Origin of the sequence: Flavobacterium fryxellicola (genome assembly GCF_900143245.1) — a bacterium.
In the GTDB taxonomy this organism is placed as follows: domain Bacteria; phylum Bacteroidota; class Bacteroidia; order Flavobacteriales; family Flavobacteriaceae; genus Flavobacterium; species Flavobacterium fryxellicola.
This window is the reverse complement of the sequence record NZ_FRDK01000007.1, coordinates 93,741-119,972: the sequence shown is the minus strand read 5'-3', so window position 1 is coordinate 119,972 and position 26,232 is coordinate 93,741. Positions and strand designations below refer to the sequence as shown.

The following is a 26,232-nucleotide window of genomic DNA, read 5'->3' as shown; positions in this document are numbered from 1 at the left end:
TTATATTTGTCGCTTAAAAAAACAGTACTCAATTAATTTAATAATTCTCCTGTAAAGTAAAATAGAACTATGAATAAATCAATCGGAATATTTAGTGTAATCTGCATTTCTTTCTTTAATACTTCTATTGGGCAGACGATGGCAACTACTACTGCCGTAAGTTCAGATCTTACCAATACTCCTATGTATGCTGTTAGGGATTATTCAGATGGATTTTATGTTACCTTAGAAGATTTTATAAACAAAAAGAAGACCAAACTTAATCCAGTTGAACGCAGAGCGATTGTTGGATTTGAAAAAAAATTGATACCAAAAGACGTTATTGTTGATCATATTTTTCTTTATACTGTCGCTGACCAAATGAAATTGACGGGAGTTTTTGCTGTTTCACTAGAAGGAAATCTTTACATACAACAGAAAAATTTCCGCAAGTATGCAGTAAAAGGAGATAAAAGTGAAGAAGGAGATAATCCAAACTCGTACCATAGGGTGTTGCAAGCGGGCAAGTTTCTCTATTTAGAAGCAGAACTTGCTAATGCTTGGTCAAAAGGGTTTGCTTATGGCACCGGCGGAGCTGTTGGCGGTGCATTAGGTTCTTCCATGAATCGATTAAAGGGGATTGCATTTGATGTCGTTAAAAAAGAGTTTAATGTTTTAAAAGATTGTAAAGATTTCAATGAATTTTTAACAATTTACCAAGCGGAAAACGTGGAATGCAAAAACAAAAAAATAGATATCGTAACGGTAAGAGAAAATATTAATAAAATTATTAAATAAGAAATTTGTTTTTTTAATCAAAAGAGGAACAAACTGAACAATATAAAACGGAAATAAAAGACAGTTATGATTATTGAACCAAGAATGAGAGGATTTATTTGTACGACATCACACCCAGAAGGATGCGCGCAAAATGTTAAAAATCAGATAGAATACATAAAATCTAAGGGAGCTGTTAATGGCGCAAAAAAAGTCTTAGTAATTGGTGCTTCAACTGGTTTTGGTTTGGCTTCCAGAATTACAAGTGCTTTTGGATGTGACGCAGCAACTATTGGTGTGTTTTTTGAAAAAGCACCTTCTGAAGGAAAAACGGCTTCGCCAGGTTGGTATAATTCAGCCGCTTTCGAAACCGAAGCGCATAATGCTGGATTGTATGCAAAAAGCATTAATGGAGATGCATTTTCTAATGAAATCAAAAAACAAACAATAGATCTTATAAAAGCGGATTTAGGTCAGGTAGATTTAATTATTTATAGTTTAGCGTCCCCAGTTCGTATGCATCCTACAACAGGAGTGCTGCACCGTTCTGTTTTGAAACCTATCGGAAGTACCTTTACAAATAAAACCGTTGATTTTCATTCTGGAAAAGTATCAGAGATTTCTATCGAACCCTGCAGCGGTGACGATATTGAAAATACAGTTGCCGTTATGGGTGGTGCGGATTGGTCGATGTGGATTGATGCTTTAAAAGCTGAAAATTTATTGGCTCCAGGGGCGACAACGGTTGCCTATTCTTACATTGGGCCCTCATTGACCGAAGCAGTTTATAGAAAAGGGACTATAGGTCGTGCAAAAGACCATCTCGAAGCAACGGCTTTTGCTATCACTGACCGCTTAGCTAGTATTAATGGGAAAGCATTTGTTTCTGTAAATAAAGCATTAGTAACGCAAGCAAGTTCTGCTATTCCCGTTATTCCCTTGTATATTTCTTTGCTTTACAAAATAATGAAAGAAGAAGGAATTCACGAAGGATGCATTGAACAAATTCAACGTTTATATCAAGAGAGATTGTACACAGGAAACGAAGTTCCTGTTGATGATAACGGTAGAATTCGTATTGACGATTTGGAAATGCGTCCTGATGTTCAAGCGAAAATAGCTAAATTGTGGATGCAGGCCGTAACCGAAAACTTAGCTGAAATAGGTGATTTAGAAGGATACAGGAAAGATTTTTACAACTTATTTGGATTTGATGTTGCAGGAGTAGATTATAAGGCGGAGACAAACGAAGTAGTAAATATCGCAAGTATTGCCTAATTAGAAGCATCTCTACTACTGGAAATAGAGGGATAAATTAGAAACTATTTTAAAACCATCAACTGTTAGTTGGTGGTTTTTTTATGGAGAAAGATTATATTTGTTAAAATTTTCAAGTTCCAAAATACAATACTAATACGACATTATAATTTATGCTGTTTTCCTTAATAATTCCAGTTTACAATCGGCCAGATGAAGTGGACGAACTCTTAGAAAGTTTGACACATTCCACCTATAAAGAGATATTTGAAATTGTACTCGTAGAAGATGGTTCTACTTTAGTTTGTAAGGAAGTGGCGCAAAAATATGGCGATAGACTTGATATTTCATATTATTATAAGGACAACACCGGGCCTGGTAATTCTAGAAATTACGGTATGAAAAAGGCTAGAGGAGATTATTTTATCATTTTTGATTCGGATTGTATTATTCCAAAAGAATATTTATCAGTAGTTGATACCGCTTTAAAACAAAATTACGTAGATTGTTTTGGAGGACCAGACAAAGCTTTAGACAGTTTCTCCGACATACAAAAAGCAATCAATTTTGCGATGACTTCCTTTCTAACAACAGGTGGGATAAGAGGCGGTTCGGAGAAAATAGGTAAGTTTCAACCTAGAAGTTTTAATATGGGATTGTCTCGTAAAGGGTTTGAAGCATCCAAAGGTTTTGGAAACATTCATCCTGGTGAAGATCCAGATTTATCCATTCGTTTGTGGAATTTAGGATTTGAAACTAAACTTTTTCCCAACGCCTACGTATATCATAAGCGAAGAATAGACTGGGATAAATTTTCAATTCAGGTAAATAAATTTGGTAAAGCAAGGCCTATTTTAAATAGCTGGTATCCAAAATACAGTAAACTGACTTTTTTCTTTCCTTCGATTTTCATTGTTGGATTTTTTATCTCCTTTTTATTGATGCTAATTTTTAATTTTGATTCCCTACTTCAGCTTTATTTTCTATATTTTTTGGTGCTGTTTTTGGTGTCTTCTTATCAGAATAAGAGTATTAAAATTGGTTATTTATCTTTAATAGCGGTATGGAAACAATTTTATGGTTATGGTTTAGGTTTTATGAAATCCTACGTTAAAGTGATAATTTTAAAGCAAAAACCGCAAGAAGCTTTCCCTGAATTATTTTTCAAAATATAATATGACAAAAATTATTGGATTGACGGGGGGTATTGGAAGCGGGAAAACGACCATTGCTAAGTATTTTCATTCCTTTGGGATTCCAATCTATATTGCTGACGATGAAGCGAGAAAGCTAATGCAATCATCAGAAATTGTAGCTGCTATTAAAAGTACATTTGGCGATATAGTTTTTGAAAACGGCACTTTAAGTAGAGAAAAACTGGCTAAAATTGTGTTTAATGAACCTGCTAAATTAGCCCAACTAAATGCTATTGTTCATCCGGCAGTAAAAAGACATTTTAAGCAATGGCTATTGGACAATAAAGCAGCTGCATACATCATTTATGAAACAGCCATCTTGTTTGAAAGTGGAAGTTATAAAGACTGCGATTTAATTATAACCATTACAGCTCCTGTGGAAACGAGAGTTCAGCGTGTTTTGGAACGAGACAAAACGACGCGCAAAGCTATTTTAAAAAGAATGGGCGCGCAATGGACAGATGAAAAACGAACTTCAAAAAGTGATTTTGTTGTGGAAAATAGTACGATTGAAATCGCCAAACGTGAAGTTGATCAAATTCTTAAAATTTTAAAGATTAAACAAAAACATACATAGGTGTTAATGTTTGGTTAATCTATTATTTAATATATTGTTAAAATACTAAATTTGTTTCGATGAACAAACTTTTTTTTAGATTACTTGTTTTATTGATGAGTTTATCCCTTATTGGGATTATTCTTGTTCAGGTGTATTGGTTCAATACGTCTTTTAAAAATAATGATGAGCAGTTTAAATTCCATGTTAAGCAAGTTATTGGTAATGTGGCTGATAAAATTCAAAAACAGGAAGCGTATAACTTTTATGACAAAATAAATCATTATAAAGATAGCACTGGAAAAGTGCCTAAGAAAGACGATATACTGGAGTTTTACTATGTTCAAAAAAATCCAAGAACAAATAAAACAATTATATATTCCAATAGTATAATTTCAGAAGATTACAACATATCACCAACGTTCTTTGATAAAAAATTTGATAGCGAGAAGTTTAAGAGTTTTAGTTCTAAACGCGTTACAGAGGTTTATAGCGACAATTCTATTGACAAATCAGCGGTAAACAAAAGTTTAATACCTGATATCAGAATTGAGAAAATAGGAAATTTAGATGTTCTAGACAATGCTTCTTTTGAGATTTATTATAAAGATTTTGCTGCGGTATTGCCTATTCAGGAAAGAGTTTCAAAAGAAACCTTGAGTAAACTGATCAAAAAAGAATTAGAAGAATATGGTGTTAATACTAAATTTGAATTTAGTGTATATAGCAATAATTTAGCTACCAAAGTAAAATCTACTGATTTTAAATACGATAAAGAGGCAACCTATTCCATTCCTATATTTTCAGATAACGAAGGCAATAGCAAATACCAATTGCTGGTTACTTTTCCTCATAAAAAGAAATTTTTATTGTCTGAATTGGTTAGTGTTACCGTACTTTCTATAATTTTCACACTTATTATTTTAATTGCATACTCTAGCGCTTTGAATCAATTAATTCGCCAACGTCAGATCTCTGAAATTAAAAATGATTTTATCAATAACATGACGCATGAGTTTAAAACGCCAATTGCCACAATTAATTTAGCGTTGGATGCCATTAGGAACCCAAAAATAATTGATGATAAAGAGAAGGTTCTTCGGTACCTCCAAATGATAAAAGACGAAAATAAAAGGATGCATGCGCAAGTAGAAAATGTATTGCGCATATCAAAATTAGAAAAGAAAGAATTAAATATTATCAAAGAATCACATAACATTCATGATATTATAAATGACGCAATAGAACACGTTAATTTAATATTAGAAGATAGGGAAGGGACGATCGTTAGTCATTTTAATGCGCTACGAACTACGGTGTTAATCAATGATGTTCATTTTACCAATGTAATTGTAAATATTTTAGAGAACGCCATAAAATATTCTCCAAATGTGCCAGAAATTGAGGTTTTTACAGAAAATATCAAGGACATGATCATTATCAAAATAAAAGATAAAGGTTTAGGTATGAGTAAAATTGCTCAAAAAAGAATTTTTGAGAAGTTTTATAGAGAACATACAGGTGACATCCATAACGTAAAAGGTCATGGATTAGGTCTAGCGTATGTAAAGAGAATTGTGGACGACCATAACGGTCAAGTTTATGTAGAAAGTGAAAAGGGAAAAGGGAGTACCTTCATAATAAAATTACCATTAATAAATTAGAATATGGAAAATGTAAATAAAAAAATACTTTTAGTTGAAGATGACCTTAATTTTGGAGCGGTTTTAAAAGATTATTTAATGTTAAATGATTTTGACGTAACTCTAGCTAAGAACGGAATGGAAGGATTTGAAAAATTCAAAAAAGATACTTTCGACTTATGTATTCTAGACGTCATGATGCCTTATAAAGATGGTTATACTTTAGCTAAGGAAATCAGAGAAAAAAATAACGAAGTGCCTATTATTTTCTTGACAGCCAAATCAATGAAAGAAGATGTACTCAAAGGATATAAAGCTGGTGCTGATGATTACTTGAATAAACCTTTTGATTCTGAAGTGTTATTGATGAAAATCAAAGCGATAATACAAAGAAAATCTTCGGATACAAAAGCAGAACAAATACAGTTTGAGTTCAATATTGGTAAATTTCATCTGAATTCTAAGCTTCGTTTTCTAACGTTTAATAATGAAGAGCCAATAAAATTATCTCCAAAAGAAAATGAATTATTGAAAATGCTGATTCTTCATGAAAATGATTTAATGCCAAGAGAATTAGCCTTGACAAAAATCTGGAGAGATGATAACTATTTTACTTCAAGAAGTATGGATGTGTACATCGCTAAACTTAGAAAATACTTAAAACTGGATGAAAATGTTGAAATTTTAAACATCCACGGAGAAGGATTTAGATTAGTTGTCAAAAATAAAGTAGTACAATAAAGTAAAGAGGCTTCAAGAAATTGGAGCCTTTTTTTTGGAGCTAATTCCTGCTATCCATTACAATCTTTATTCTCGTTAAAGAAACGAGAATAAAGGATTTCCATTGCTATCAGGGCTAGGGTTTAGAATGATAGATGTCTTTGTTTTACATCGGAAAATTTTTCTAAAAATGGGACCAAATACGCGTTATTTCCAATTCAGTTGCAAAGCAAAACTTGTTTTATCATCCTTGATAATGCTAAACACCGTTTTACTCTCGGAACTAGTTTCGTGTATTTGTACCCTATCCTTCAAAGATAATTCTTTTAAGAAATTCATTTCAAAACTTTCAATTCCTTGTTTAAGGATCAAATGTTCGTCTGCTAAATCCAAGCACCATTCTAAATATTTGACATTATTAACATGATTCACAATGTCTAGATCAGATAAGAATACTGTTTTTTCAAAGACTATTTCTTTGTCATAATCCAAATTAATTTTTGAAAATCCATGTGCTGTAGCTTTAGTATTTGGATATAGTTCAAAATGATCAAACGGTAAAGCTAAACCTTCAGGTCGACGCTTTTTAGTATTGAAAACAGCCCAAAAAGTTTCAGAACCTACAATTTTTTCTCCGTTCACATGCATTTCTAACGCCCTTACAGAACGGGAGTTTTCCAGTGAATTGATCCATGTTTTTACCGTAACTGTATCTCCCCATTTTGGTAATTTAGAGATTTCAACACGCATCCGACTTAAAACCCAAGCTTGATCGAACTCCTGCATGTCCGTAAAACTGATTCCGCCAACTTCAGAATGTGCTGCAGCGGTTAATTGTAGAATGTTGCATAAATCAGTATACTTTAAAAAGCCATTTGGAGCGCATTGCGTAAAATTGATTTCCCAGTCTTTGCTGAGAACAGATGTAAAGTGTGGAGATATAGACATAGGTAATTTAGATCGTATTATTTTTATATTATATGATGCACTTGACCTGCACTATTTCTTAGAATTTAGGTATTCAATTATTTTCTCGTAAGGCGTTTCAAAATCAAACCATTTGGTATTTTCATTTCTTTTGAACCATGTCAGTTGGCGTTTGGAGAATCGTCTGGTGTTTTTCTTTATTTCTTCGATGGCAAAATCCAATGAGATTTCTCGATTAAAATAACTGAATAATTCCCGATATCCCACAGTTTGTAATGCATTCAATTCTTTGTGTGCAAACAAATCTTTGGCCTCAGCCAGAAGTCCTTCGTTGATCATGATGTCCACACGTTGATTAATGCGGTTGTAAATGATTTTCCTTTCGGCTTCTAGACCAATTAAAATAGGAGTGAACTGGCGGCTATTTTGTTTTTGGTTTAAAAAAGAGGAATAAGGTTTTCCAGAGCCCGCACAAACCTCTACAAAACGCATCATGCGTTGCGGATTTTGTAAAGTTTGCGGATTTTCTTCCATTATTGTTTTGTAATAATCGGGATCTAAAACTTCGAGTTTTTGTTGTAAGTATCCAATTCCAAGTTTTTCATACTTCGCATTTACATCGGAACGAACCGCAGGTTCAATTTCGGGAAACTGATCAAAACCCTTTAGAATAGCATCAACATACAATCCGGATCCACCTACTAAAATGGCGTAATCGTTGGTTAAAAAGAGCTCCGCCAGTTTGGCAATAGCTTCTTTTTCGAAATCGCCTACGGTATAATTTTCTAAAATAGATTTGTTTTGGATAAAATGGTGGTTGGCTGCAGCCCGTTCTAATTTGCTGGGAACCGCGGTCCCAATGGTCATCTCCTTAAAAAACTGTCGGCTGTCACAAGAAATTATGTCGCATTTAAAGTAATTTGCCAATACGATGCTTAAGGAGGTTTTTCCTATTGCGGTAGGTCCAATAATGGTGATTAGGTATTTCATATTTTTTTAGCCCAGATGGTAGCGGAAACCCCGGAGTTAAGGAAGTTATTTTTCTAGGTGTAAAAGAGCGACCAACGGAAGCTCCTTTTATGCTTTAGAAAAACAACTGGAATAACGAGGAGTTGCAGTGCACAGCTGGATTGGCTTCAAGTTAATAAATTATAGTTCAGTTCCACAATGAAAACAGTATTTGGCATTAGATTCATGGCCTTCGGTTCCGCAACTTGAGCATGGATTAACCCTTTGGACCAATGCTTTTTTACGATTGGTGTTTGCAAATTCAGCAGAAACGATGCCAGTAGGGACGGCGATTATTCCGTATCCCATAATCATCACTAGGGAGGCTATGGCTTGTCCTAGCGGTGTAATAGGTGAAATATCACCATATCCAACCGTTGTTAGCGTTACTATAGTCCAGTAAATACTGATGGGAATACTGGTGAAGCCACCTTCTTTTCCTTCGACTACATACATGATTGAACCTATTATAATGCTACTAATTAGCATGAAGTAGATGAAAATAAGAATTTTACCTTTGCTGGCAATTAAGGCCTCCCTTAAATGAACGGATTGGCTAGAGAATTGAGGATGTTTTAGTATCTTAAATAGTCGTAAAAGTCTAAAAGCTCGAAATATCGTCAAAACACTGGTTCCTACAAAAAATAGCGACAAATACATGGGTAATGTCGCAATCAAATCAACAACTCCATAAAAACTAAAAATATATTTTAAAGGTTTATTTATGGAAATAATGCGAAGCAAGTATTCTAGGGTAAAGAAAATGGTGATAATCCATTCTAGAACAATGAGTTCTTGATGGTATTTTAGATCAAAACCTTTGACTGTCTCCAGCATTACGATGATGACGCTTGTCAGTATTACGCCTAGAAGAACCAGATCAAATAAACGCCCTGAAGCAGTATTTGTGCCGTAAATTATGATATTTGTTTTTTGTCTGAAGGAGTCAAATTTTGACTTTATTCTTTGCATCCTTAAATAGGGATTAATATGCGTTTAGAATTGTATTGTCTTTAACGTTTTGTTTTTTCTGACGTGCCCCTGGATAATGCTTTTGGTATCTCGGTTATTTTGCATTGGGATTATGATGTTTCTCAGAATATCAATATTGTGGATTTGATAGTTCAAGTCATAAAAAGCATAGCCTTTATAAATGCCGTTTTCTATCAATACTGCTGATCTTTCGCTGATCGATCTTCCTTTATCAATCAATACCATATTTTGATTTTCGAAACTATTTTTTTCGATAAATCCTTGAACTCTTGCATTGTATTCTTCTGGAGAAATAGCACCTAAGCACGCTCCGTCACATTCTTTTATGCTGTATTGAAAACAGTTTGTTTTAGTGCTATACAATCCCGTTAATTTTTGGCATAAATTGTAGTGAGAGGTGATTCTAAACAAGGCATTTTTTCCTTCTTGAATGGAAGTGAAAGAGGTGATTTCTTTTTTTCGACCGTCGGCTTTTTGTAGTTTTAAGTTGATGTATCCTTTTTCATCTTTTTCGGCGTACAAAGCCAGCTGGAAAATACTTTTTCGTTGTGCTCTGTTATAGATGGGTTTGTTGACTTTTATTTCTTCGCTTTCTTTTAATAAAGCAACGAGCTCACTTCCGGTTTCATCATACGTTACGGTGAAAACTTCGGCTTGAATTTTTTTACATTTACTGGATGTTCCTGTAAAATGCTGGTTGATTCGTTTTTTTATATTTCGGCTTTTGCCAATGTATATTAGATTTCCTTTTTCATTATGAATGTAGTAAACGCCCGTTTTAGCCGGTAATTTAGAGACAATGTCTAATAATTTTGGTGCAATTCCTTTTTGGATTTCCAGTTTAATAAAATCTTTTACGATTTCTTTTTCCACATCTTTTTCCAGCAAAATTTTAAATAGTTTAACCGTTGCTAAAGCATCACCACTCGCTCGGTGACGGTCTGCCATTGGGATTCCAAGCGCACGAACAAGCTTTCCAAGACTGTGGGAAGGTTGCTCCGGTAGCAATTTTTTCGATAATTCAACCGTGCAAAGTGTTTGGGATTCAAAATCGTAACCTAAACGTCGAAATTCAGTTCTTAGGATTCTGTAATCAAAGGACGCATTATGAGCCACGATAACACAATCAGCTGTCATTTCGATAATGCGTTTAGCGACTTCAAAAAACTTGGGAGCCGAGCGCAACATGGCATTATTGATACCAGTAAGTTTGACAACAAACGGTTGAATAGGGATTTCAGGATTTACCAAACTGATGAATTGATCTACCACCTCATGACCATCAAATTTATAGATAGCGATTTCAGTAATTCCTTCTTCGTTGAATTGTCCTCCGGTAGTTTCTATGTCTAATATTGCGTACAAATTTTTTATTTAATGTTTAATCTTACAAATTATGAAGTGTCTGAAATGCTTCGCCAGTTCGCTATCGCTCGGGTCAAAAATCGTTAAGCAAAAATTGAAAATCAATTTCTTCCTCCAAAGATACTACTTCCTATTCGAACCATTGTGCTTCCACATTCGATTGCGAGTTGGTAATCTCCGGACATTCCCATGGAAAGAATTGTAAATTGTGGGTTGCGAACTGCAAATGAATCAAAAATCGATTTCAAATGGGTTAATTCTTTTTTTATTTGGTCTTTATTGTCAGTAAAGGTTGCCATTCCCATTAAACCAACAATACGTATGTTCCTCATTTCTTGAAATGCACTTGATGATAGTAGTGAAGTAAGTTCTTGCTGGTCAAGACCAAATTTAGTTTCTTCTTCCGCAATGTGTATTTGTAATAAGCAATCGATAACTCTATTCGCTTTTACGGCTTGTTTATTGATTTCCTGTACTAACTTTAAACTATCTACTCCATGAATCAAGCTCACAAATGGCGCCATAAATTTGACTTTATTGGTTTGTACGTGCCCAATCATGTGCCATTGAATGTCTTTGGGCATTGCTTCCCATTTTTCTGCCATTTCCTGAATTTTATTTTCTCCAAAAATACGTTGGCCTGCTTCATAGGCTTCCATAAGATCTGAAATGGGTTTGGTTTTAGAAACGGCTACTAAGGTTACTTGCGCTGGTAAAGCGGATTGTATAGAAAGTAAATTTTGGGCTATTGACATTTTTTAATTTTTTTGATTCTTAAACATTTAATTTGACCTAAAGTTCATACACAACTAATCCGCTTCTGAATTTAGGTTCAATATACGTACTTTTAGGCGGCATGATGAGATCAGCGTCAGCCAACGCTTTTATTTCTTCAATATTTGACGGAAATAGAATAAAACCAATTTCAAATTCCTCTTGATCAATTTTATTTTGTAATTCTAGTATGGATTGTTTTCCTGAAAGGTATTCTATTCGTTCATCATCGCGTAAATCTTCAATGGCTAAAATAGGTAATAACACTTTTTTGTACAAAATTTGTGTGTCTAAACGATCCAAAGAAGTCTCGAAAATTTCGTTTTCATTTCGCAAATTTAAGCTATAAAACGAATGGTCTAAATACATTCCGAATTCATGTTTTCGGGAAGGTTGAAATGCTTGTTGCAATTTATCTTCTATAATAAATTCCTTCTGTAGCTCTTGTAAAAATGCTTCCTTAGTAAATCCGTTCAAATCCTTTACCAAACGATTGAATTCGTATATTTTGATGTTATTTTCAGAAATTAAATAACTAAGGATATGATTTTTAGCCGTATTTTGTGGATTATCATTTTCTTCGGATAATAATTTAAGCGCTTCAGTTCGATGATGACCGTCAGCGATGTAAAGGCTTTGCGTTTTTTCGAAAATATTCTGAAGCCAATTTATTTCCAAGGCATCTTCAATTTTCCACAGGTAGTGAATCTCTTTTTTTGTAGTCGAAAATTCAAAATCGGCTAACTTTTGGATGCAGTTAAATATCCAGTTTTCAATGGTTTTATTATCGGGATAAGTCATCAAAACCGGTTCCGTATTAAACTCAGAATATTTCATGTAATCTTTGAGTAATCGGACCCTAAATGCAATAATATCTTCGTGTTTTTTAATGATATTATTGCAGTAGTCAGCTACACTCGTACCAACGATAATTCCGGTAAAAGATTGCGTCTTGGTTACAATTTTATGAATGTATATAGCTGGCTTTTTGTCTTTTACTAAAATAATTTCATTTTTGAAATCCTCATATTTTTGATGAACTTGACGGTATCGTTTTTCAAAAGAAACGGTTTCCTGATTCGTATAAGCGGGTTTCAGAATATGTAAAAAAGACAATGGATTGAAGTCCAATTGCGCCGCTAATTCAGCATTTACATATTCTTCGTAGGAGCGACATGTAACAAGACAAACTTTATCGCGAGTGGGACGAACTGCTTTGAAAGGAACTATTTTAGCCAAACTATTTTAGTTTAATGTTTAAGGATTTGCTTTTTTGAACCAACTAGTATGGAATTCAAAAATTGATCATTAGCCCCGATTAAAGTGGAAATCCTTTTTTGTTCTTTCTTTAAGAACAAAAAGATTGCAACGGAAAGCGGGACAAAAATGGTTATGGAAACAAGTAAATTGCTTCAGAAAAAATTAAACAAATTGTTTAGCAATCTTCTCCGCTTTTTTACTTTCAGAATAATCATAGAAGCCTTCACCAGATTTGACGCCTATTTTTCCTGCCCGCACCATGTTAACTAATAGTGGACAAGGCGCGTATTTTGGATTTTTGAAACCATCATACATTACATTTAAAATAGCTAAACACACGTCAAGTCCAATAAAATCAGCTAATTGCAAAGGTCCCATTGGGTGTCCCATCCCTAATTTCATCACGGTGTCAATTTCATAAACACCTGCTACTTTGTTGTATAAAGTTTCGATTGCTTCATTGATCATAGGCATCAAAATGCGATTAGCTACAAATCCAGGGTAATCATTTACTTCAACGGGAGTTTTTCCTAATTTTTGAGACAACTCCATAATGATTTTGGTCACCTCGTCTGATGTGGTGTAGCCGCGAATGATTTCGACAAGCTTCATAATGGGCACTGGATTCATAAAATGCATCCCTATAACACGCTCAGGATGTGCTACCACGGCTCCTATTTGTGTGATAGATATTGAAGAGGTGTTAGTTGCTAAAATTGTATCGTGTGAACACGCTTCGTTTAATTGTTTGAATATACTGAGTTTTAATTCTACATTTTCAGTAGCCGCTTCAATAACTAAATCAACGCCAACAACGCCGTCTTTAATATCAGTGTACGTGATTATATTGGTAATGGTTTTTGCTTTGTCTTCCTCTGTTATAGTTCCTTTTGAAACCATTCTGTCTAAATTGGTCGCAATAGTTGCCATTCCTTTATCTAGTGATTTTTCGGAAACGTCGATTAATTTTACGGTAAAACCGCTTTGGGCAAATGTATGAGCAATTCCATTACCCATTGTTCCTGCTCCGATTACTGCTATTGTTTTCATTCTGTTTTTTTGTTTAATGTTTGATATTTCAAGTTGGATCATCAAATAGCTTGAAATTGAAAGCTGAATTATTCGCCTATTTTTTAAAACAATCGATTATTTGATAAGCTACTCGAAGTGCTTCCGTAGCTTGCTCTAAGGTTACTACCGGGGTTGTATTTGTGTTTATGGCATGAGCAAAAGACTCCAATTCGTCCAGAATTGCATTGTTTTGTTCTACATCAGGATTAGAGAAATAGATTTGTTTTTTAACACCTTCTGCATTTTGTAAAATCATGTCAAAATCACCAGGAACTTCGGGAGCATCTTTCATTTTAACCACTTCACATTTCTTCTCTAAGAAATCGACAGAGATGTAGGCATCTTTCTGGAAAAATCGTGATTTACGCATGTTTTTCATCGAAATTCTGCTGGCTGTTAAATTAGCCACACATCCATTTTCAAATTCGATGCGCGCATTAGCAATATCAGGAGTGTCACTGATGACAGAAACACCGCTTGCACTAATATTTTTAACTTTTGATTGGACCACACTTAGAATTGCATCAATATCATGAATCATCAAATCCAAAACTACGGGAACATCAGTTCCACGGGGATTGAATTCAGCAAGACGATGGGCTTCTATAAACATAGGGTTTTCAATCATGTTTTTGGTCGCGATGAATGCAGGATTAAAACGTTCTACATGACCAACCTGACCTTTGACCTTATATTCATTTGCCAGAGCTATAATTTCTTCGGCTTCTTCAACGGTATTTGAAATTGGTTTTTCTATGAAAACATGTTTGCCAGATTTGATAGCAACTTTGGCACATTTATAATGGGAAAGGGTAGGCGTAACGATATCAATTACATCGACAGCATGAATAAGCGTAGCGATTGTACTAAAATGTTTGTAACCAAATTCTTTAGAAACCTTCTCAGCATTTTCCTGGTTTGGATCGTAAAAACCAACTAATTCATACTTTTCAGATTGTTGTAATAAACGCAAATGTATTTTTCCTAGATGACCAGCACCTAATACTCCAATTTTCAGCATAATGATTTAATTTATACAAAAATAGCAATAAAATGGTTAAAATTCAATTTTTAAAATCCCAAATTCCAGTCAGAAAAATAATAAATCGATTTAAAATGTGGGATTTGGTTTTTGGCATTTTTCCCTCTATTTTTGTCAAAATTAAATATCAAATTTTGGAAGATAAAGCGAAACATCAAGGACTTCGGAATCAATTAGTAAGCATTTTAGAGCAAAAAGGAATTACTGATAAAAACGTTTTGGCTGCGATAAAAAAAATTCCACGTCACTTGTTCCTGAATTCCAGTTTTGAAGCTTATGCCTATCAAGACAAGGCCTTTCCTATTGGCGCAGGGCAAACAATTTCGCAACCTTACACTGTTGCCTTTCAATCCCAATTATTAGAAGTAAAAAAAGAACATAAAATATTAGAAATAGGAACTGGTTCTGGTTATCAAACGGCTGTTTTATGTAGTATGGGCGCTAAAGTCTATAGTGTAGAACGACAAAATGAATTGTTTAAGAAAACCTCTAATTTATTCCCAAAACTAAATATCCGACCCAAACATCTTTCTTTTGGAGATGGTTATAAGGGATTACCAAGCTATGCGCCCTTTGACAGTATAATTGTAACTGCGGGTGCTCCGTTTATTCCTCAACCATTGATGTCACAATTAAAGATAGGAGGGAGACTTGTTATTCCGCTAGGCGAAGAGGTGCAAATTATGACTTTGTTAATCAGAAAAAACGAAACTCAATTTGAGAAACATGAATTTGGGGAGTTTCGATTTGTCCCATTATTAGAAGATAAAAACTAAAATCCCATCCCCAACCCTTCCCATGGAAAAAGGAGCTGAAGAAATATTTTTATTGACCAATAATATTTATATACCGCTCTAAGCTTTCTTTTTCTATTAGTGCAATGAACAACAAAAAATCCTCTTTATTGTTTTTAGTTTGGGCTGTTTCAAGTGTTTGATAATAGTGCATCCTACTTTCATAATCCCCTTTTATATTAGCAATAATGTAGCCATTTTGCAATAAAATTAAATTCATTACCAAGCGTGAAGTTCTGCCGTTTCCATCAATAAATGGATGGATAGTAACCAAGCGTTCGTGCATTTCAGCAGCCAAAACTATTGGATGAAGACTTGATTTATTGGTTTCATACCAAATAAAAAAATCTTCCATTTCTTTGGCCACCAGAAAAGGTTGTGGAGGCATGTGGCTACTTCCTTGAATCATCACTTGAACTTTTCTATAACGACCCGCATCTTCAGGTTGAATTCCTCTCAAAATAAGATTATGAATAGACAATACTTCTCGTTCATTTATGGAACTATTTCTTTGCATTAAATCTTTAATGAACGCAATGGCTTCTTGATGATTAATAACTTCAAGATGTTCTCGCATACTTTTTCCGGAAATAGTTAGGCCTTCATTGATAACTAAATCAGTTTCACGCAAAGTCATTGTATTGCCTTCGATACGGTTACTTTCAAAAGTATATTCCAGCTCTAAAGCTTGTGCAATGCGATAACTATCAAACTGACGAAACCCATCCAGTTTTATCTTGAGAATGTCTATTTCATCTAAAATTTTTTGCAGTGTACTAGATAGTTTTTTCTTTGAAGGATTACTTTGATATCTAATTTCTTGCTCCGCCACCAATAATGCTTTTAAAGCAAACTCATCCTGACCAATTTCATAAAGAATTTTTTCTTTAAGCCAGGCGACCATGATGGTTTCTAAATCTATTTGTAGTAAAGACGCTAATTTTATAACTTGGTCTCTTGTGGGTTTTCTGGTTCCACTTTCAAACTTACTGATTAAGGCTTGATCAATTCCTAAAAGTTGTGCCACTTCTCTAGTTTTGAGTCCTTTTTGTTCTCTTGCATTTTTGAGTAGTGTTTTCATTTTAAAAATGTTTTAAATTGTCTTGACAAATTTAGTCATTTTTTATAGGTAGAATATTTTTTTTCAATTTTATTTTAATTTAAAATGATTTTTTTATTCTGTCAAGATCGCGTTTGGTGTCCTGTTCTTTAAGGGATTCCCGTTTGTCGTAGGTTTTCTTTCCTTTACATAGGCCTATTTGTAGTTTGGCCATTCCTTTTTCATTGGTAAACAATTTCAAGGGGACTATTGTTAATCCTTTGGCTTGCACGCTTTTCAATAAACCTTTTAATTCTTTCTTATTCAAAAGTAATTTACGCTCGCTTCTGGCTTTGTGGTTGAATTGATTCCCAAAGGTATATTCTTCAATATAAGTATTGATTGCAAAAAGTTCGTTATTGCTAAATTCGCAAAAACTTTCGGTTATGTTCGCTTTTCCTAATCGAATGGATTTGATTTCGGTGCCAGCCAAAACGATTCCTGCGGTAAATGTTTCGATTATTTCGTAATCGAATTTCGCCCTTTTGTTGAATATATTTATTGTTTTTAACATAGGACGCAAAGGTATACTAAAATTGAAAATTTATGCAGTATTGCGTGCTAAAATAAGTATAAATATTCTTCAAACTATGATTTATATCAGTGAAAAAGGAAATTCTCAAGCATACATTTGACTAACAATTTAAACCATAGTTAAAATGAAAAAAATTATCTTAGCCTTTATGGCAGTGTCCTTTTTGACATTAAATGCACAAACAAAAGAAGAAAACAAAACTCCTGATTTCAAAAAGTGGCAGGCCCGCGTTAGAGGAATTGCTGTTATCCCATACGAGAGCGCCAAAATTGGTGTTATTGGAGGTGATGTTGCCCTTTCAAATACATTTGTTCCAGAATTAGACTTTACTTATTTTTTTACCAAACATTTTGCGACGGAGTTAATTTTAGCAACTACTAAGCATGAGGTTCATACCGTTGGTTCTGATATTTCAGCCATTGGCGGACCCAATAATGCCAATATAGATTTAGGAAGCGTTTGGTTATTGCCGCCAACGTTAACGGCGCAGTATCACTTTTATCCCTTGGCTGAAAAGGTATTTAAACCTTACGTGGGAGCGGGGGTCAATTACACTATTTTCTATAATGTAGAAGATGGAAATGCAGTTAAAAAGGTAAGGCATAAAAATAATTTCGGCTATGCTTTCCAAGTAGGCTTTGATTTGATGCTAAACGATACTTTTTTTATTAATGCCGATGTCAAAAAATTATTTTTAAAAACAGATGTTACTGTTGATGCTTCTAATTTAGCAACTGGATTAGCGATGCCTGCTGCTGTAACTATTAATCCATTAATCATGGGAATGGGTATTGGAATGAAGTTTTAAGCTTTTATTCAGAATTTGGATAAATCTAAGAAAGTCACTATTATTTGATAGTGACTTTTTTGTGGTTGTATTTTATGCTTTAGCTCAGCTTATTCTAATTTCAATATTTGATGACTTATATCATCTCCTATTAGTGTCACAATATACAGATTGCCAAAAGTTGAATCTTCAATGTCAGCGTATGTTTTTTGATTGATAAATTGATTTACAAAATGTGGTATGGTGTTACTGTGGCCAACAATCAAAATCTTTTTTCCTAAAGTTTCCTTTTTGAAGGATTCAATTGCTATGTTTTTAGGATCATAAATTTTAATTGTATGCTTTTTAGCTGTAGCAGTTGGACTTGCCGTTTGAACCGTTCTTTTAAAATCGGTAGCGTACACTAGATCAAAATCTACTTCTGCGAATATTTTGTTCCAATGATTTGCTCTTTCCATACCTTTCATTGATAAATCTGGATTTTTAGAGTTATCTACTTTTTCAGCATGACGTATAAAGTAATATGTTGTTGTTATTTTTTGTCCAAAACTGATGTTTAAAAATAAAAATGTAAATAGTAATAGAAATTTTTTCATTAGAATGAATTTAAAAAATTTAGTAATTGCTGTTTTTATATATTTGCAAAATGGAAAACTTAAAATCAAAAGATCCGCTTCACGGAATTACACTTCAAAAAATAGTAGAACAATTAGTAGATCACTATGGATTTGATACCCTGGGAGAACTCATAAAAGTAAAGTGTTTTACGGATAATCCAAGTATCAAATCTAGTTTGAATTTTCTACGAAAAACGGATTGGGCTAGAAAACAAGTGGAAGATTTATACGTTCAATCCTTGCTAAAATTTGAAAATAAAGTTTAGTCTAATTGGTAAGAAATCATAATGCCACCTCGATAAGGCAACCATTCACCGCTTTTATTGTATTTTTTGGCACTATCCACACGTTCGTTTGTGGAAATAAGGTACCCTTTATAAAAGCCTTGATGGTTTCCACCACCAATAAAAAAATCCAATAGAAAGTGCTCTTTAATCTTTTTTTGATATCCTACAGTAGCACCAACCATGTATCCAACCCCTTTTTCATAGTTGTCTGTATTGAAATAATTCCATTTTTGAAAATTGTATAGGGTGCCTCCAACATGTGCTCCTACATAAAAACCATTATATTTTTCTTTGAAATGGTAGCGGTATTCGGGTATAAAAATATAAAATTGTGCAGGCTTGCCATTTATTGATTTCCAAAAAGACGCTGTAATATCAAATTGGAAAGTCGATTTTTTTCCAATACTAGTTTCAATACCCACATTTGGAACCGTCAATAAAGTCGTTACAGCATTTGCTTTTACGTAAGTTTGACTTTGGGATAGTACAGAGATAAAGAGAAAAGAGACTACTAATATTTTTTTCATAAAGAGAATTTTATATCAACGGGAACTAATTGAGTAGGGGACTAAGCAAAGCAAAGATAAATATTAATTGTATAGTTTATTTTTTGTTGAAATTAATTTAATAGGTATCCTTACCAATACTCTCTAATTAGAATGCTACGTATCTAGCAGAGAATAAACCACACTATCCCAAAAACGGCCATCATAATATTCATTTTCTTTAAAATGAGCTTCTTTAACAAACCCATTTTTCTCTAAAACCTTCGCTGAAGCTAGATTATCAGGGTCAATAACAGCTTCGATCGAATGCAATTTCATCACTCGAAAACCATAACGTAACGTTTCTTTGACCGCTTCAGAAATTATTCCTTTTCCATAATAGTCGGGAAGCAGCATGTAACCAATTTCGGCGCGAAAATGCTCAGGTTTTATTCTATAGTGACCAATTATTCCAATTAGTTTTGGATCGTCTTTTAATGTAATCGCCCAATTGATTCCTTCATTAGTGTCTATTTTACTGTCAATCATTGCAACATGTTCTAAGGCATCTTCATCGCTTTTTAATAAAGGTCTTGGAATGTATTTCATCGTTTCCGGATTAGATCGCAAAGCGAAAATTTCCTTTACATCAGCAGGTACCACTCTTCTTAAAAGCAAACGTTCGGTTTCTAAATTTGGAAATGGGGTAAAAGAGATTGTGAGCATGTTAAATTTTTTTAATTAAAGTAGTTCAATGCTATACTTTGATTGGAATGCGTCGTTGGATTCTAAAATTTGAATGCCTTCTTTTTCGAATAAATCACCGGTACTTTCGGTAGTGTCAGAATAGCCAAACCACGGTTCGATACAAATGAAGGGTGCATTCATCTTAGTCCAAATTCCTAAACTCGGAAAACCTTCAAAATGTACTTTCAATACTGGGTTTTTATTTTCTAAAATCGTCAATGAATTGGATTCTAATGTTTTGAAAATTAAAGCATCATTTTTAAATAGTTCATAATTCAGAGGAATGATGGTGTCATCGACTTTAAGTTTTTTAGTTTTATTTGAAACCAAATCATCTTCTAAAATATAATATTCCAAAGATTCCTCTTTTTCGAAAGCAATCGCATAATTGTCGAATTCATTTGGCAAGGCAAAGGCAGGATGCGCCCCAATAGCAAATGGCATTTTAGATTTTCCCTTGTTTCTTACATGATATGCAACAGCTAAGTTGTTTTCTTCTAAAGTATAACTGATTTGTAGTTCAAATTCAAATGGATATCCTTTTAAGGTCTCTGCAGAGGATTGTAGAGCGAAAGTAGCACTGCTCTGGGTCGAATGGATTAATTCGAATGCCATATCTCTTGCGAATCCGTGTCTGGATAAGGAATAATCAGTTCCTTCGTATTGAAAAGAATTGTTTTTTAAAGTCCCTACAATTGGAAATAAAATAGGAGCATGCTTACCCCAAAATTTAGGGTTTCCTTCCCAAATATATTCTTTATTCTGATTCGTTTTGAGCGAAATTAATTCAGCACCAAAGTGTTTAATTTCAGCAGAAAGGGTCGCGTTTTGGATTGTCGTTGTCAAAATTTTGTTCCAGTTTAATTTAAAAATAGGTTTCTGGTGTAAATATATTTTATAATTTTTAATTCTTGTTGGCTTAATCCATGATTTTACGTCTCAAAGCAGAATGAATTTGGTTTAATAGTTTAAAATTCTCTTTTTTTTCATTAATTTGTGATATAAATTATAAGAAAATGAAAAATATCCGCGTCGGAGTCGTACTCCACTTGACTTTATTCTTATTGGGAGTTAGCTCTTTATCGGCACAACAAACTCCCGGAAATGCATCTGGTACTGCTACTTCTAAGTACGATTATCATGATGCTTTTGCACCGTTTTTTTACTCCAAAAATGGAACAACTACGCGTTCTGCAAGTGGTCAGCCAGGCGCTGAATATTGGCAAAATAGTGCGGATTACAAATTAACGGCTAAGTTGGATGAAAAAAACAACGAGATTACTGGAACGGGAATCATTACCTATACCAACAACAGTCCGGATAAAATGGCTTTTGTTTGGATGAACTTAGACCAAAATTTATTCAAAGCAGATTCCCGCGGAAGTGCTATAGTTCCTATGACTGGAAGTAGAAATGGGGCTCAAGGCCAAATTTTTGAAGGTGGGCATAAAATAAAATCGGTAAAAGTAATTACTACCTTGAAAGGAAAAGCAACCGAAACAGAGGCAAAGTACGTAATCACTGATACCAGAATGCAGGTTTTTCTTCCACAAGGATTAAATGCTAAAGGCGGTTCTGTTAAAATTAAAATCGACTTTTCATTTATAGCGCCCTTTGAAGGTTCTGACCGAATGGGAGTTTTAGAAACTAAAAACGGCAAAATATTTACTATAGCACAATGGTATCCTCGCATGTGTGTCTATGATGATGTAAGAGGCTGGAATACAAATCCGTATCTAGGAGCTGCTGAATTTTACTTGGAATACGGTGATTTTGATGTGAGTATTACTGCGCCTTCTAATCATATTGTGGTTGCTTCTGGAGAATTACTAAATCCTACGGCTGTTTATTCAACGGTGGAACAAAGTAGATTAGCTCAAGCCAAACAAAGTGACAAAACAGTTTTTATTCGTACCGCTGAAGAAGTGGCAAGTTTATCTAAAACTGCTGCTACAACGACTAAAACTTGGAATTATAAAATTAAAAATTCACGTGATTTTTCTTGGTCTTCGTCTGCCTCGTTTATTTTAGATGCTGCAAAAATCAATTTACCAAGTGGAAAAAAATCAGTAGCTATTTCCGTTTATCCAGTTGAAAGTGCTGGAAATGACGCATGGGGACGTTCCACTGAATATACAAAAGCATCGATTGAAAACTATTCTAAAAGATGGTTGGAATATCCGTATCCAGCAGCTACAAATGTTGCGGGGAATGAGGGCGGAATGGAATATCCAGGTATTGTTTTTTGCAGTTGGGAGTCAAAAGGAGCTGATTTATGGGGTGTTACGGATCATGAATTTGGCCACATTTGGTTTCCTATGATTGTGGGTTCTAACGAAAGATTGTTTGCTTGGATGGACGAAGGTTTTAATACTTTTATTAATTCATTAAGTTCAGCTGATTTTAACAATGGTGAATACAAAGAAGCGAAGGCAGATTTGCATCAAAGAGCGGAAATGTACACTAGTCCTAATCTTGAGACCATAATGAGTTCTCCAGATAATATGAAAGAAGCTAATATTGGTCTTTTGGCCTATTCTAAACCTAGCTCCGGATTAGTTATTTTACGGGAACAAGTTCTTGGTAAAGAACGGTTTGACTTGGCTTTGAAAACGTATATTGAGCGTTGGGCGTACAAACACCCACAACCAGATGATTTCTTTAGAACAATTGAAAATGTAGCTGGCGAAGATTTGAGTTGGTTTTGGAGAGGTTGGTTCCAATACAACTGGCGATTAGATCAAGGAATAAATTCAATTAAATATGTAAAAAATGATCCAAAATTAGGCGTTGTTATATCAATTGAAAACTTCGAAAAAATGGCAATGCCAGTAAGTTTAGACGTAAAAACAAAAAGCGGAAAACTAACTCGTGTTAAATTACCAGTTGAAGTTTGGCAAAAAAACAAGGCATGGTCTTTTAAACATAATTCGACCGAAGAAATAGAAAGTATTACGCTAGATCCAGATCATGTTTTACCAGACAGCAATACAACCAATAACATTTGGACTTCAGGTAAAAGTTTGATTGAAAAAGACATAATTTTGGATGGTTATTTAGGGGTTTACTCCACTAAAATGGCTCCTTTGAAAATTACTTTTTCAGAGAAAAATGGCGTGCTAAATGTTTTGATAACTAATTATCCAAGCTTTTCAGTCGAACCCATTGGGAAAAATACTTTTGAATCTAAATTGGCAGGACTTAAATTTGAATTTAATGATAGCTTAAATGGATTTGAAATGTTGACCCCTGATGGACAAAAAATACCATTTACTAAAGATAAATAGTGTTTTTATTTAATAGAAATAAAAAAGACTTGAAGTAATTATTCTTCAAGTCTTTTTTTATTCTATTTGGTAGTCTAAAATTACGCTGGAATTTGTTGACTCAAACAATGTAATGTTCCAAATCCCCAAATAAAATCCGTAGCACTAATGCCGATGACTTCTCTATCCGGAAAACATTCTGAAAGGATGTTTAAAGCGACTCTATCATTACGGTCGTTAAAAGTAGGAACCAAAACACAGTGATTTAAAATTAAGAAATTAGCATAACTAGCGGGCAATCGTAAGCCATCAAATTCTAATTTTTTTGGCATAGGTAAAACTACAATTACAGGTGCTTTTCCGTTTTCTAATTTGGCATTTTGTAAGCGTTTCAAATTGTCTTGCAAAGGTTTGTAGTTACTATCCGTTGGATCCATTTCGACAATCGTTACAATTGTATCGTCATTTACAAAGCGGCATAAATCATCAATGTGACCGTGCGTATCATCCCCTTCGATTCCGTCTCCCAACCAAATTACATTGGTGATGCCGAGATATTCCTTAAAAACGGCTTCGTAATCTGCTTTGGTAAAATTGGGATTCCGAACCTGAATATTAGGATGCATCAAGCATTCCTCTGAAGTTAATAAAGTACCGCGTCCGTTGGTGTCAATCGCACCACCTTCAACGATGACCGGTTTTCCTTTGTAAACGACTTGGGTTACAGGAATATTCAAAAATTCGCCTACTTTGGCAGGGACAAATTTGTCGAGCTGAATATTTTTATATTTGGCCCAACCATTAAAATTAAAATTCAATGCTTCTCTAATACCACCGTTTTTCACTACTATTGGACCCGAATCTCGCATCCAACTTCTATTGGTTTTATGAATGATGTAAGAAACATTGGCAAGTTTAACATGAGCTGTTTCCAGCATTGTATTGACTTTTTCTTTTTGAATTTCATCGGCAACTACTAAGAAAACGGTTTCATAAGTAGCCACTTTTTTGATAAATTCCACAAAAGCCCATTGCACAGCTTCGTATTTTCCGGGCCAGTCTTTTCCATTGTGAGGGAAACAAAGTAAGATACCTTGCTGTTTTTCCCATTCGGCTGGAAATCTTCTAGTATTGGTTGTGCTCATCATTAGTCGATTGCTCTTTTAGTAATATCACCAAAAGCGTCGATTCTTCTATCTCTAAAAAACGGCCAGTTCTGACGTACATTTTCCTGTAAGTCTAAATCGACTTCGGCAATTAGGATTTCTTCTTTATCGTGCGAGGCTTGCGCCAAAATTTCGCCTTGTGGTCCCGCTATGAACGAAGATCCCCAAAACTGGATTCCCGCCGTATTAGGCAAATATTGTTCTAAACCAATTCGGTTAGCCGCTGCTACATAAACTCCGTTTGCCACTGCATGTCCTTTCATCACACTCATCCATGCGCCATGTTGGTTTACACCATATTCCTCTTTTTCTCCTGGATGCCATCCAATTGCCGTTGGGTAAAACAACACTTCTGCCCCTTGTAAAGCCGTTAAACGTGCCGCTTCCGGATACCATTGATCCCAACAAATTAAGGTTCCTATTTTTCCTTTTTTGGTTGGAATCGTTTTGAACCCTAAATCACCTGGGGTAAAATAGAATTTTTCATAAAAATGAGGGTCATCTGGAATGTGCATTTTGCGATACAAGCCCGCTTCTGATCCATCCGTGTCAATAATATAGGCACTGTTATGGTAAATTCCAGCCATTCTTTTTTCGAAGAAAGGAACAATGATTACAACTCCTAATTCTTTTGCCAAAGCGCTAAACGCAATAAAAGAAGTACTGTAAAGTGGTTCTGCCAAAGCAAAATTATCTACATCTTCACTTTGACAAAAATAATGACTGCTGTACAATTCCGGTAAAGAGATTACCTCAGCGCCTTGACTCGCAGCATCACGAACCCAACTAATACACTTTTTTAGGTTGTTTTCGGCAACATCGTTAAGATTCAGCTGAATAACTGCAATTTTATATTTTTTATTTAGCATACTCTAATTTTTAGACTGCAAAAATAGTGAATTTTATAAAGAGTAGAAAATTGTAAAATTGAAAATGAAATGAAAAATAAGTAGAGGCTACTTTACAATAATAATTTTAACTTTTTTCTTTCTATAAAAAATGTTAATAAGTCCTAATCTAAAGTTAAACAGTAAATTAGGTTGGTGTAAGTTACAATGTTTGGCTACTTTTAGGTATGGAAAACATATTAGTAGCAGGTGCAAATGGCACCACAGGAAAAAAGATAGTAGCCATTTTAAATGAATCCGACAATTTTCATCCAATAGCGATGGTCAGAAAAGAGGAGCAACAAGCTTATTTCAAAGGGCAAAATATTGAAACTGTTTTAGGTGATTTAGAAGGTGATCTTTCTCTTGTTTTTAATCGACCGATTGATAAAGTAGTCTTCGCTGCTGGCTCTGCTGGAAAAAATGTTATTGGAGTTGATCAAGAAGGAGCAAAAAAACTAATTGATGCCTCCAAAAAAGCAAATATTAAGAAGTTTATTATGTTAAGTTCTATGGGAGCTGACAAACCGGAGGAAGCGACACAATTGCAAGAGTACTTGAAAGCAAAGCACAACGCCGATGAATATTTAAAAACAAGTGGTTTAAATTTTAGTATTGTTAGACCTGGTTCTTTAACTAATGAAGAAGCGTTAACTACTATTGAGCTGGAAGCTAAATTAAATAAACGAGGCGAAATTAGTCGGGAAGATGTGGCGCAAACCTTGGTGCAAACTTTAGATGATACGGTAGCAAGAAAGGCGACTTTTGAAATTATTAAAGGAGAAACTTTGATACGCAAAGCACTAGAAAAAGTGAGTTAGAGTAAATAATAATGATTAAATACCTCTAGGGTTAAAGTTAAAAGTGGCCGTCAAATTAATACAGTCGCTTGAAATTTGAAGATTTGATGTGGCAATTAATTTTTCGTCACAATCTGTTTCTTCTTTTTTAGTTTAGAATTCTTGGTGTTGGAGAAGTTCTAAATCGCAAATAA

At 34.3% G+C, this 26,232-nt stretch carries 27 protein-coding genes; 11 read left to right on the top strand and 16 right to left on the bottom strand.

Annotation, left to right across the window (positions count from 1 at the left end; genetic code table 11):
• Positions 1 to 69: 69 nt before the first annotated feature.
• From BUA03_RS11415 to BUA03_RS11390, 6 genes are all read left to right on the top strand, one after another.
• Positions 70 to 777, top strand: coding sequence for a hypothetical protein (locus BUA03_RS11415; protein WP_139255649.1), 708 nt, complete (start codon positions 70 to 72; stop codon positions 775 to 777).
• Positions 778 to 843: 66 nt separating this feature from the next.
• Entirely contained in the window at positions 844 to 2,034 is a 1,191-nt protein-coding gene (gene fabV / locus BUA03_RS11410) for an enoyl-ACP reductase FabV (protein ID WP_066076991.1), read from the top strand.
• 152 nt (positions 2,035 to 2,186) lie between these two features.
• Positions 2,187 to 3,188, top strand: coding sequence for a glycosyltransferase family 2 protein (locus BUA03_RS11405; protein ID WP_066076988.1), 1,002 nt, complete (start codon positions 2,187 to 2,189; stop codon positions 3,186 to 3,188).
• Position 3,189: 1 nt separating this feature from the next.
• Positions 3,190 to 3,786 carry a dephospho-CoA kinase gene (gene coaE, locus BUA03_RS11400; RefSeq protein ID WP_066076985.1) on the top strand — a complete coding sequence of 199 codons (597 nt, stop codon included), beginning with the start codon at positions 3,190 to 3,192 and terminating at the stop codon, positions 3,784 to 3,786.
• 59 nt (positions 3,787 to 3,845) lie between these two features.
• Entirely contained in the window at positions 3,846 to 5,429 is a 1,584-nt protein-coding gene (locus BUA03_RS11395; RefSeq protein WP_066076981.1) for a sensor histidine kinase, read from the top strand.
• Positions 5,430 to 5,432: 3 nt separating this feature from the next.
• Complete coding sequence (locus tag BUA03_RS11390) at positions 5,433 to 6,149, top strand: response regulator transcription factor (RefSeq protein WP_066076978.1); 717 nt, start codon at positions 5,433 to 5,435, stop codon at positions 6,147 to 6,149.
• A 186-nt stretch (positions 6,150 to 6,335) separates the two neighbouring features.
• On the opposite strand, the gene BUA03_RS11385 is transcribed toward BUA03_RS11390, so the two are convergent.
• The 8 genes from BUA03_RS11385 to BUA03_RS11350 form a co-directional block, all read right to left on the bottom strand.
• The gene (locus BUA03_RS11385; RefSeq protein WP_066076973.1) at positions 6,336 to 7,076 is read right to left on the bottom strand and encodes an acyl-[acyl-carrier-protein] thioesterase; all 741 of its coding nucleotides are present in this window, start codon (positions 7,074 to 7,076) and stop codon (positions 6,336 to 6,338) included.
• Between the two features lie 51 nt (positions 7,077 to 7,127).
• Positions 7,128 to 8,045: a tRNA (adenosine(37)-N6)-dimethylallyltransferase MiaA gene (gene miaA / locus BUA03_RS11380; RefSeq protein WP_066076970.1), complete on the bottom strand. Its 918-nt coding sequence runs from the start codon at positions 8,043 to 8,045 to the stop codon at positions 7,128 to 7,130.
• Between the two features lie 159 nt (positions 8,046 to 8,204).
• Positions 8,205 to 9,035 (bottom strand): ion transporter, encoded by an 831-nt coding sequence (locus BUA03_RS11375; RefSeq protein WP_066076967.1) that lies wholly within the window; start codon positions 9,033 to 9,035, stop codon positions 8,205 to 8,207.
• Between the two features lie 24 nt (positions 9,036 to 9,059).
• Positions 9,060 to 10,421 carry an exonuclease domain-containing protein gene (locus tag BUA03_RS11370; RefSeq protein ID WP_066076964.1) on the bottom strand — a complete coding sequence of 454 codons (1,362 nt, stop codon included), beginning with the start codon at positions 10,419 to 10,421 and terminating at the stop codon, positions 9,060 to 9,062.
• 101 nt (positions 10,422 to 10,522) lie between these two features.
• Positions 10,523 to 11,176: a YggS family pyridoxal phosphate-dependent enzyme gene (locus tag BUA03_RS11365; protein ID WP_066076961.1), complete on the bottom strand. Its 654-nt coding sequence runs from the start codon at positions 11,174 to 11,176 to the stop codon at positions 10,523 to 10,525.
• A 37-nt stretch (positions 11,177 to 11,213) separates the two neighbouring features.
• Positions 11,214 to 12,434, bottom strand: coding sequence for a DUF1015 domain-containing protein (locus tag BUA03_RS11360; RefSeq protein WP_066076956.1), 1,221 nt, complete (start codon positions 12,432 to 12,434; stop codon positions 11,214 to 11,216).
• 183 nt (positions 12,435 to 12,617) lie between these two features.
• Positions 12,618 to 13,505, bottom strand: coding sequence for a 3-hydroxyacyl-CoA dehydrogenase family protein (locus tag BUA03_RS11355; RefSeq protein ID WP_066077202.1), 888 nt, complete (start codon positions 13,503 to 13,505; stop codon positions 12,618 to 12,620).
• 76 nt (positions 13,506 to 13,581) lie between these two features.
• Positions 13,582 to 14,547 carry a Gfo/Idh/MocA family protein gene (locus tag BUA03_RS11350; protein ID WP_066076953.1) on the bottom strand — a complete coding sequence of 322 codons (966 nt, stop codon included), beginning with the start codon at positions 14,545 to 14,547 and terminating at the stop codon, positions 13,582 to 13,584.
• A 155-nt stretch (positions 14,548 to 14,702) separates the two neighbouring features.
• Here BUA03_RS11350 and BUA03_RS11345 point away from each other — a divergent pair, with 155 nt between their 5' ends.
• Positions 14,703 to 15,344, top strand: a complete 642-nt coding sequence (locus tag BUA03_RS11345) for a protein-L-isoaspartate(D-aspartate) O-methyltransferase (protein WP_066077200.1) — start codon at positions 14,703 to 14,705, stop codon at positions 15,342 to 15,344.
• A gap of 49 nt (positions 15,345 to 15,393) precedes the next feature.
• Here BUA03_RS11345 and BUA03_RS11340 read toward each other — a convergent pair whose 3' ends face one another.
• The gene (locus BUA03_RS11340; RefSeq protein ID WP_066076950.1) at positions 15,394 to 16,443 is read right to left on the bottom strand and encodes a Fic family protein; all 1,050 of its coding nucleotides are present in this window, start codon (positions 16,441 to 16,443) and stop codon (positions 15,394 to 15,396) included.
• A 79-nt stretch (positions 16,444 to 16,522) separates the two neighbouring features.
• The gene (gene smpB, locus BUA03_RS11335; RefSeq protein WP_066076948.1) at positions 16,523 to 16,975 is read right to left on the bottom strand and encodes an SsrA-binding protein SmpB; all 453 of its coding nucleotides are present in this window, start codon (positions 16,973 to 16,975) and stop codon (positions 16,523 to 16,525) included.
• A gap of 145 nt (positions 16,976 to 17,120) precedes the next feature.
• On the opposite strand from smpB, the gene BUA03_RS11330 reads away from it, so the two are divergent.
• Complete coding sequence (locus BUA03_RS11330) at positions 17,121 to 17,804, top strand: OmpW/AlkL family protein (protein ID WP_066076945.1); 684 nt, start codon at positions 17,121 to 17,123, stop codon at positions 17,802 to 17,804.
• Between the two features lie 89 nt (positions 17,805 to 17,893).
• Here BUA03_RS11330 and BUA03_RS11325 read toward each other — a convergent pair whose 3' ends face one another.
• Positions 17,894 to 18,379, bottom strand: coding sequence for a phosphoglycerate mutase family protein (locus BUA03_RS11325; RefSeq protein WP_066077197.1), 486 nt, complete (start codon positions 18,377 to 18,379; stop codon positions 17,894 to 17,896).
• A 50-nt stretch (positions 18,380 to 18,429) separates the two neighbouring features.
• On the opposite strand from BUA03_RS11325, the gene BUA03_RS11320 reads away from it, so the two are divergent.
• Positions 18,430 to 18,666: a VF530 family protein gene (locus BUA03_RS11320; protein ID WP_066076943.1), complete on the top strand. Its 237-nt coding sequence runs from the start codon at positions 18,430 to 18,432 to the stop codon at positions 18,664 to 18,666.
• Here the strand turns inward: BUA03_RS11320 and BUA03_RS11315 are convergent.
• The 3 genes from BUA03_RS11315 to BUA03_RS11305 all read right to left on the bottom strand — a co-directional run bounded on the left by BUA03_RS11315 (position 18,663) and on the right by BUA03_RS11305 (position 20,765).
• A complete protein-coding gene (locus BUA03_RS11315; RefSeq protein ID WP_066076942.1) occupies positions 18,663 to 19,214 on the bottom strand; it encodes a DUF3575 domain-containing protein in 552 nt (183 codons plus the stop codon). The two genes, BUA03_RS11320 and BUA03_RS11315, sit on opposite strands and share 4 nt — an antisense overlap.
• 135 nt (positions 19,215 to 19,349) lie before the next feature.
• Positions 19,350 to 19,898, bottom strand: coding sequence for a GNAT family N-acetyltransferase (locus BUA03_RS11310; RefSeq protein ID WP_066076940.1), 549 nt, complete (start codon positions 19,896 to 19,898; stop codon positions 19,350 to 19,352).
• 15 nt (positions 19,899 to 19,913) lie between these two features.
• Positions 19,914 to 20,765 (bottom strand): aldose 1-epimerase family protein, encoded by an 852-nt coding sequence (locus BUA03_RS11305; protein WP_066076937.1) that lies wholly within the window; start codon positions 20,763 to 20,765, stop codon positions 19,914 to 19,916.
• Positions 20,766 to 20,935: 170 nt separating this feature from the next.
• Here BUA03_RS11305 and BUA03_RS11300 point away from each other — a divergent pair, with 170 nt between their 5' ends.
• Positions 20,936 to 23,206 (top strand): M1 family metallopeptidase, encoded by a 2,271-nt coding sequence (locus BUA03_RS11300; RefSeq protein WP_066076934.1) that lies wholly within the window; start codon positions 20,936 to 20,938, stop codon positions 23,204 to 23,206.
• Between the two features lie 80 nt (positions 23,207 to 23,286).
• On the opposite strand, the gene BUA03_RS11295 is transcribed toward BUA03_RS11300, so the two are convergent.
• Both BUA03_RS11295 and BUA03_RS11290 read right to left on the bottom strand, forming a co-directional pair.
• Positions 23,287 to 24,333, bottom strand: a complete 1,047-nt coding sequence (locus BUA03_RS11295; RefSeq protein ID WP_245792626.1) for an agmatine deiminase family protein — start codon at positions 24,331 to 24,333, stop codon at positions 23,287 to 23,289.
• Positions 24,333 to 25,220 (bottom strand): carbon-nitrogen hydrolase, encoded by an 888-nt coding sequence (locus tag BUA03_RS11290; RefSeq protein WP_066076930.1) that lies wholly within the window; start codon positions 25,218 to 25,220, stop codon positions 24,333 to 24,335. Before BUA03_RS11290 ends, BUA03_RS11295 begins: the two co-directional genes overlap by 1 nt.
• A gap of 206 nt (positions 25,221 to 25,426) precedes the next feature.
• Between BUA03_RS11290 and BUA03_RS11285 the strand changes: the two genes are divergently transcribed.
• Entirely contained in the window at positions 25,427 to 26,059 is a 633-nt protein-coding gene (locus BUA03_RS11285) for an SDR family oxidoreductase (RefSeq protein ID WP_066076928.1), read from the top strand.
• The last annotated feature ends 173 nt before the right edge of the window (positions 26,060 to 26,232 follow it).

Coding starts and splice junctions, on each gene's coding strand:
- BUA03_RS11285 (WP_066076928.1), top strand. CDS start 25,427: ATGGAAAACATATTAGTAGCAGGTGCAAATGGCACCACAGGAAAAAAG.
- BUA03_RS11385 (WP_066076973.1), bottom strand. CDS start 7,076: ATGTCTATATCTCCACACTTTACATCTGTTCTCAGCAAAGACTGGGAA.
- BUA03_RS11350 (WP_066076953.1), bottom strand. CDS start 14,547: ATGCTGAAAATTGGAGTATTAGGTGCTGGTCATCTAGGAAAAATACAT.
- BUA03_RS11295 (WP_245792626.1), bottom strand. CDS start 24,333: ATGATGAGCACAACCAATACTAGAAGATTTCCAGCCGAATGGGAAAAA.
- BUA03_RS11325 (WP_066077197.1), bottom strand. CDS start 18,379: ATGAAAAAATTTCTATTACTATTTACATTTTTATTTTTAAACATCAGT.
- BUA03_RS11320 (WP_066076943.1), top strand. CDS start 18,430: ATGGAAAACTTAAAATCAAAAGATCCGCTTCACGGAATTACACTTCAA.
- BUA03_RS11395 (WP_066076981.1), top strand. CDS start 3,846: ATGAACAAACTTTTTTTTAGATTACTTGTTTTATTGATGAGTTTATCC.
- BUA03_RS11405 (WP_066076988.1), top strand. CDS start 2,187: ATGCTGTTTTCCTTAATAATTCCAGTTTACAATCGGCCAGATGAAGTG.
- BUA03_RS11300 (WP_066076934.1), top strand. CDS start 20,936: ATGAAAAATATCCGCGTCGGAGTCGTACTCCACTTGACTTTATTCTTA.
- BUA03_RS11375 (WP_066076967.1), bottom strand. CDS start 9,035: ATGCAAAGAATAAAGTCAAAATTTGACTCCTTCAGACAAAAAACAAAT.
- BUA03_RS11415 (WP_139255649.1), top strand. CDS start 70: ATGAATAAATCAATCGGAATATTTAGTGTAATCTGCATTTCTTTCTTT.
- fabV (WP_066076991.1), top strand. CDS start 844: ATGATTATTGAACCAAGAATGAGAGGATTTATTTGTACGACATCACAC.
- BUA03_RS11290 (WP_066076930.1), bottom strand. CDS start 25,220: ATGCTAAATAAAAAATATAAAATTGCAGTTATTCAGCTGAATCTTAAC.
- BUA03_RS11315 (WP_066076942.1), bottom strand. CDS start 19,214: ATGAAAAAAATATTAGTAGTCTCTTTTCTCTTTATCTCTGTACTATCC.
- coaE (WP_066076985.1), top strand. CDS start 3,190: ATGACAAAAATTATTGGATTGACGGGGGGTATTGGAAGCGGGAAAACG.
- miaA (WP_066076970.1), bottom strand. CDS start 8,045: ATGAAATACCTAATCACCATTATTGGACCTACCGCAATAGGAAAAACC.
- BUA03_RS11390 (WP_066076978.1), top strand. CDS start 5,433: ATGGAAAATGTAAATAAAAAAATACTTTTAGTTGAAGATGACCTTAAT.
- BUA03_RS11355 (WP_066077202.1), bottom strand. CDS start 13,505: ATGAAAACAATAGCAGTAATCGGAGCAGGAACAATGGGTAATGGAATT.
- BUA03_RS11365 (WP_066076961.1), bottom strand. CDS start 11,176: ATGTCAATAGCCCAAAATTTACTTTCTATACAATCCGCTTTACCAGCG.
- BUA03_RS11340 (WP_066076950.1), bottom strand. CDS start 16,443: ATGAAAACACTACTCAAAAATGCAAGAGAACAAAAAGGACTCAAAACT.
- BUA03_RS11330 (WP_066076945.1), top strand. CDS start 17,121: ATGAAAAAAATTATCTTAGCCTTTATGGCAGTGTCCTTTTTGACATTA.
- smpB (WP_066076948.1), bottom strand. CDS start 16,975: ATGTTAAAAACAATAAATATATTCAACAAAAGGGCGAAATTCGATTAC.
- BUA03_RS11310 (WP_066076940.1), bottom strand. CDS start 19,898: ATGCTCACAATCTCTTTTACCCCATTTCCAAATTTAGAAACCGAACGT.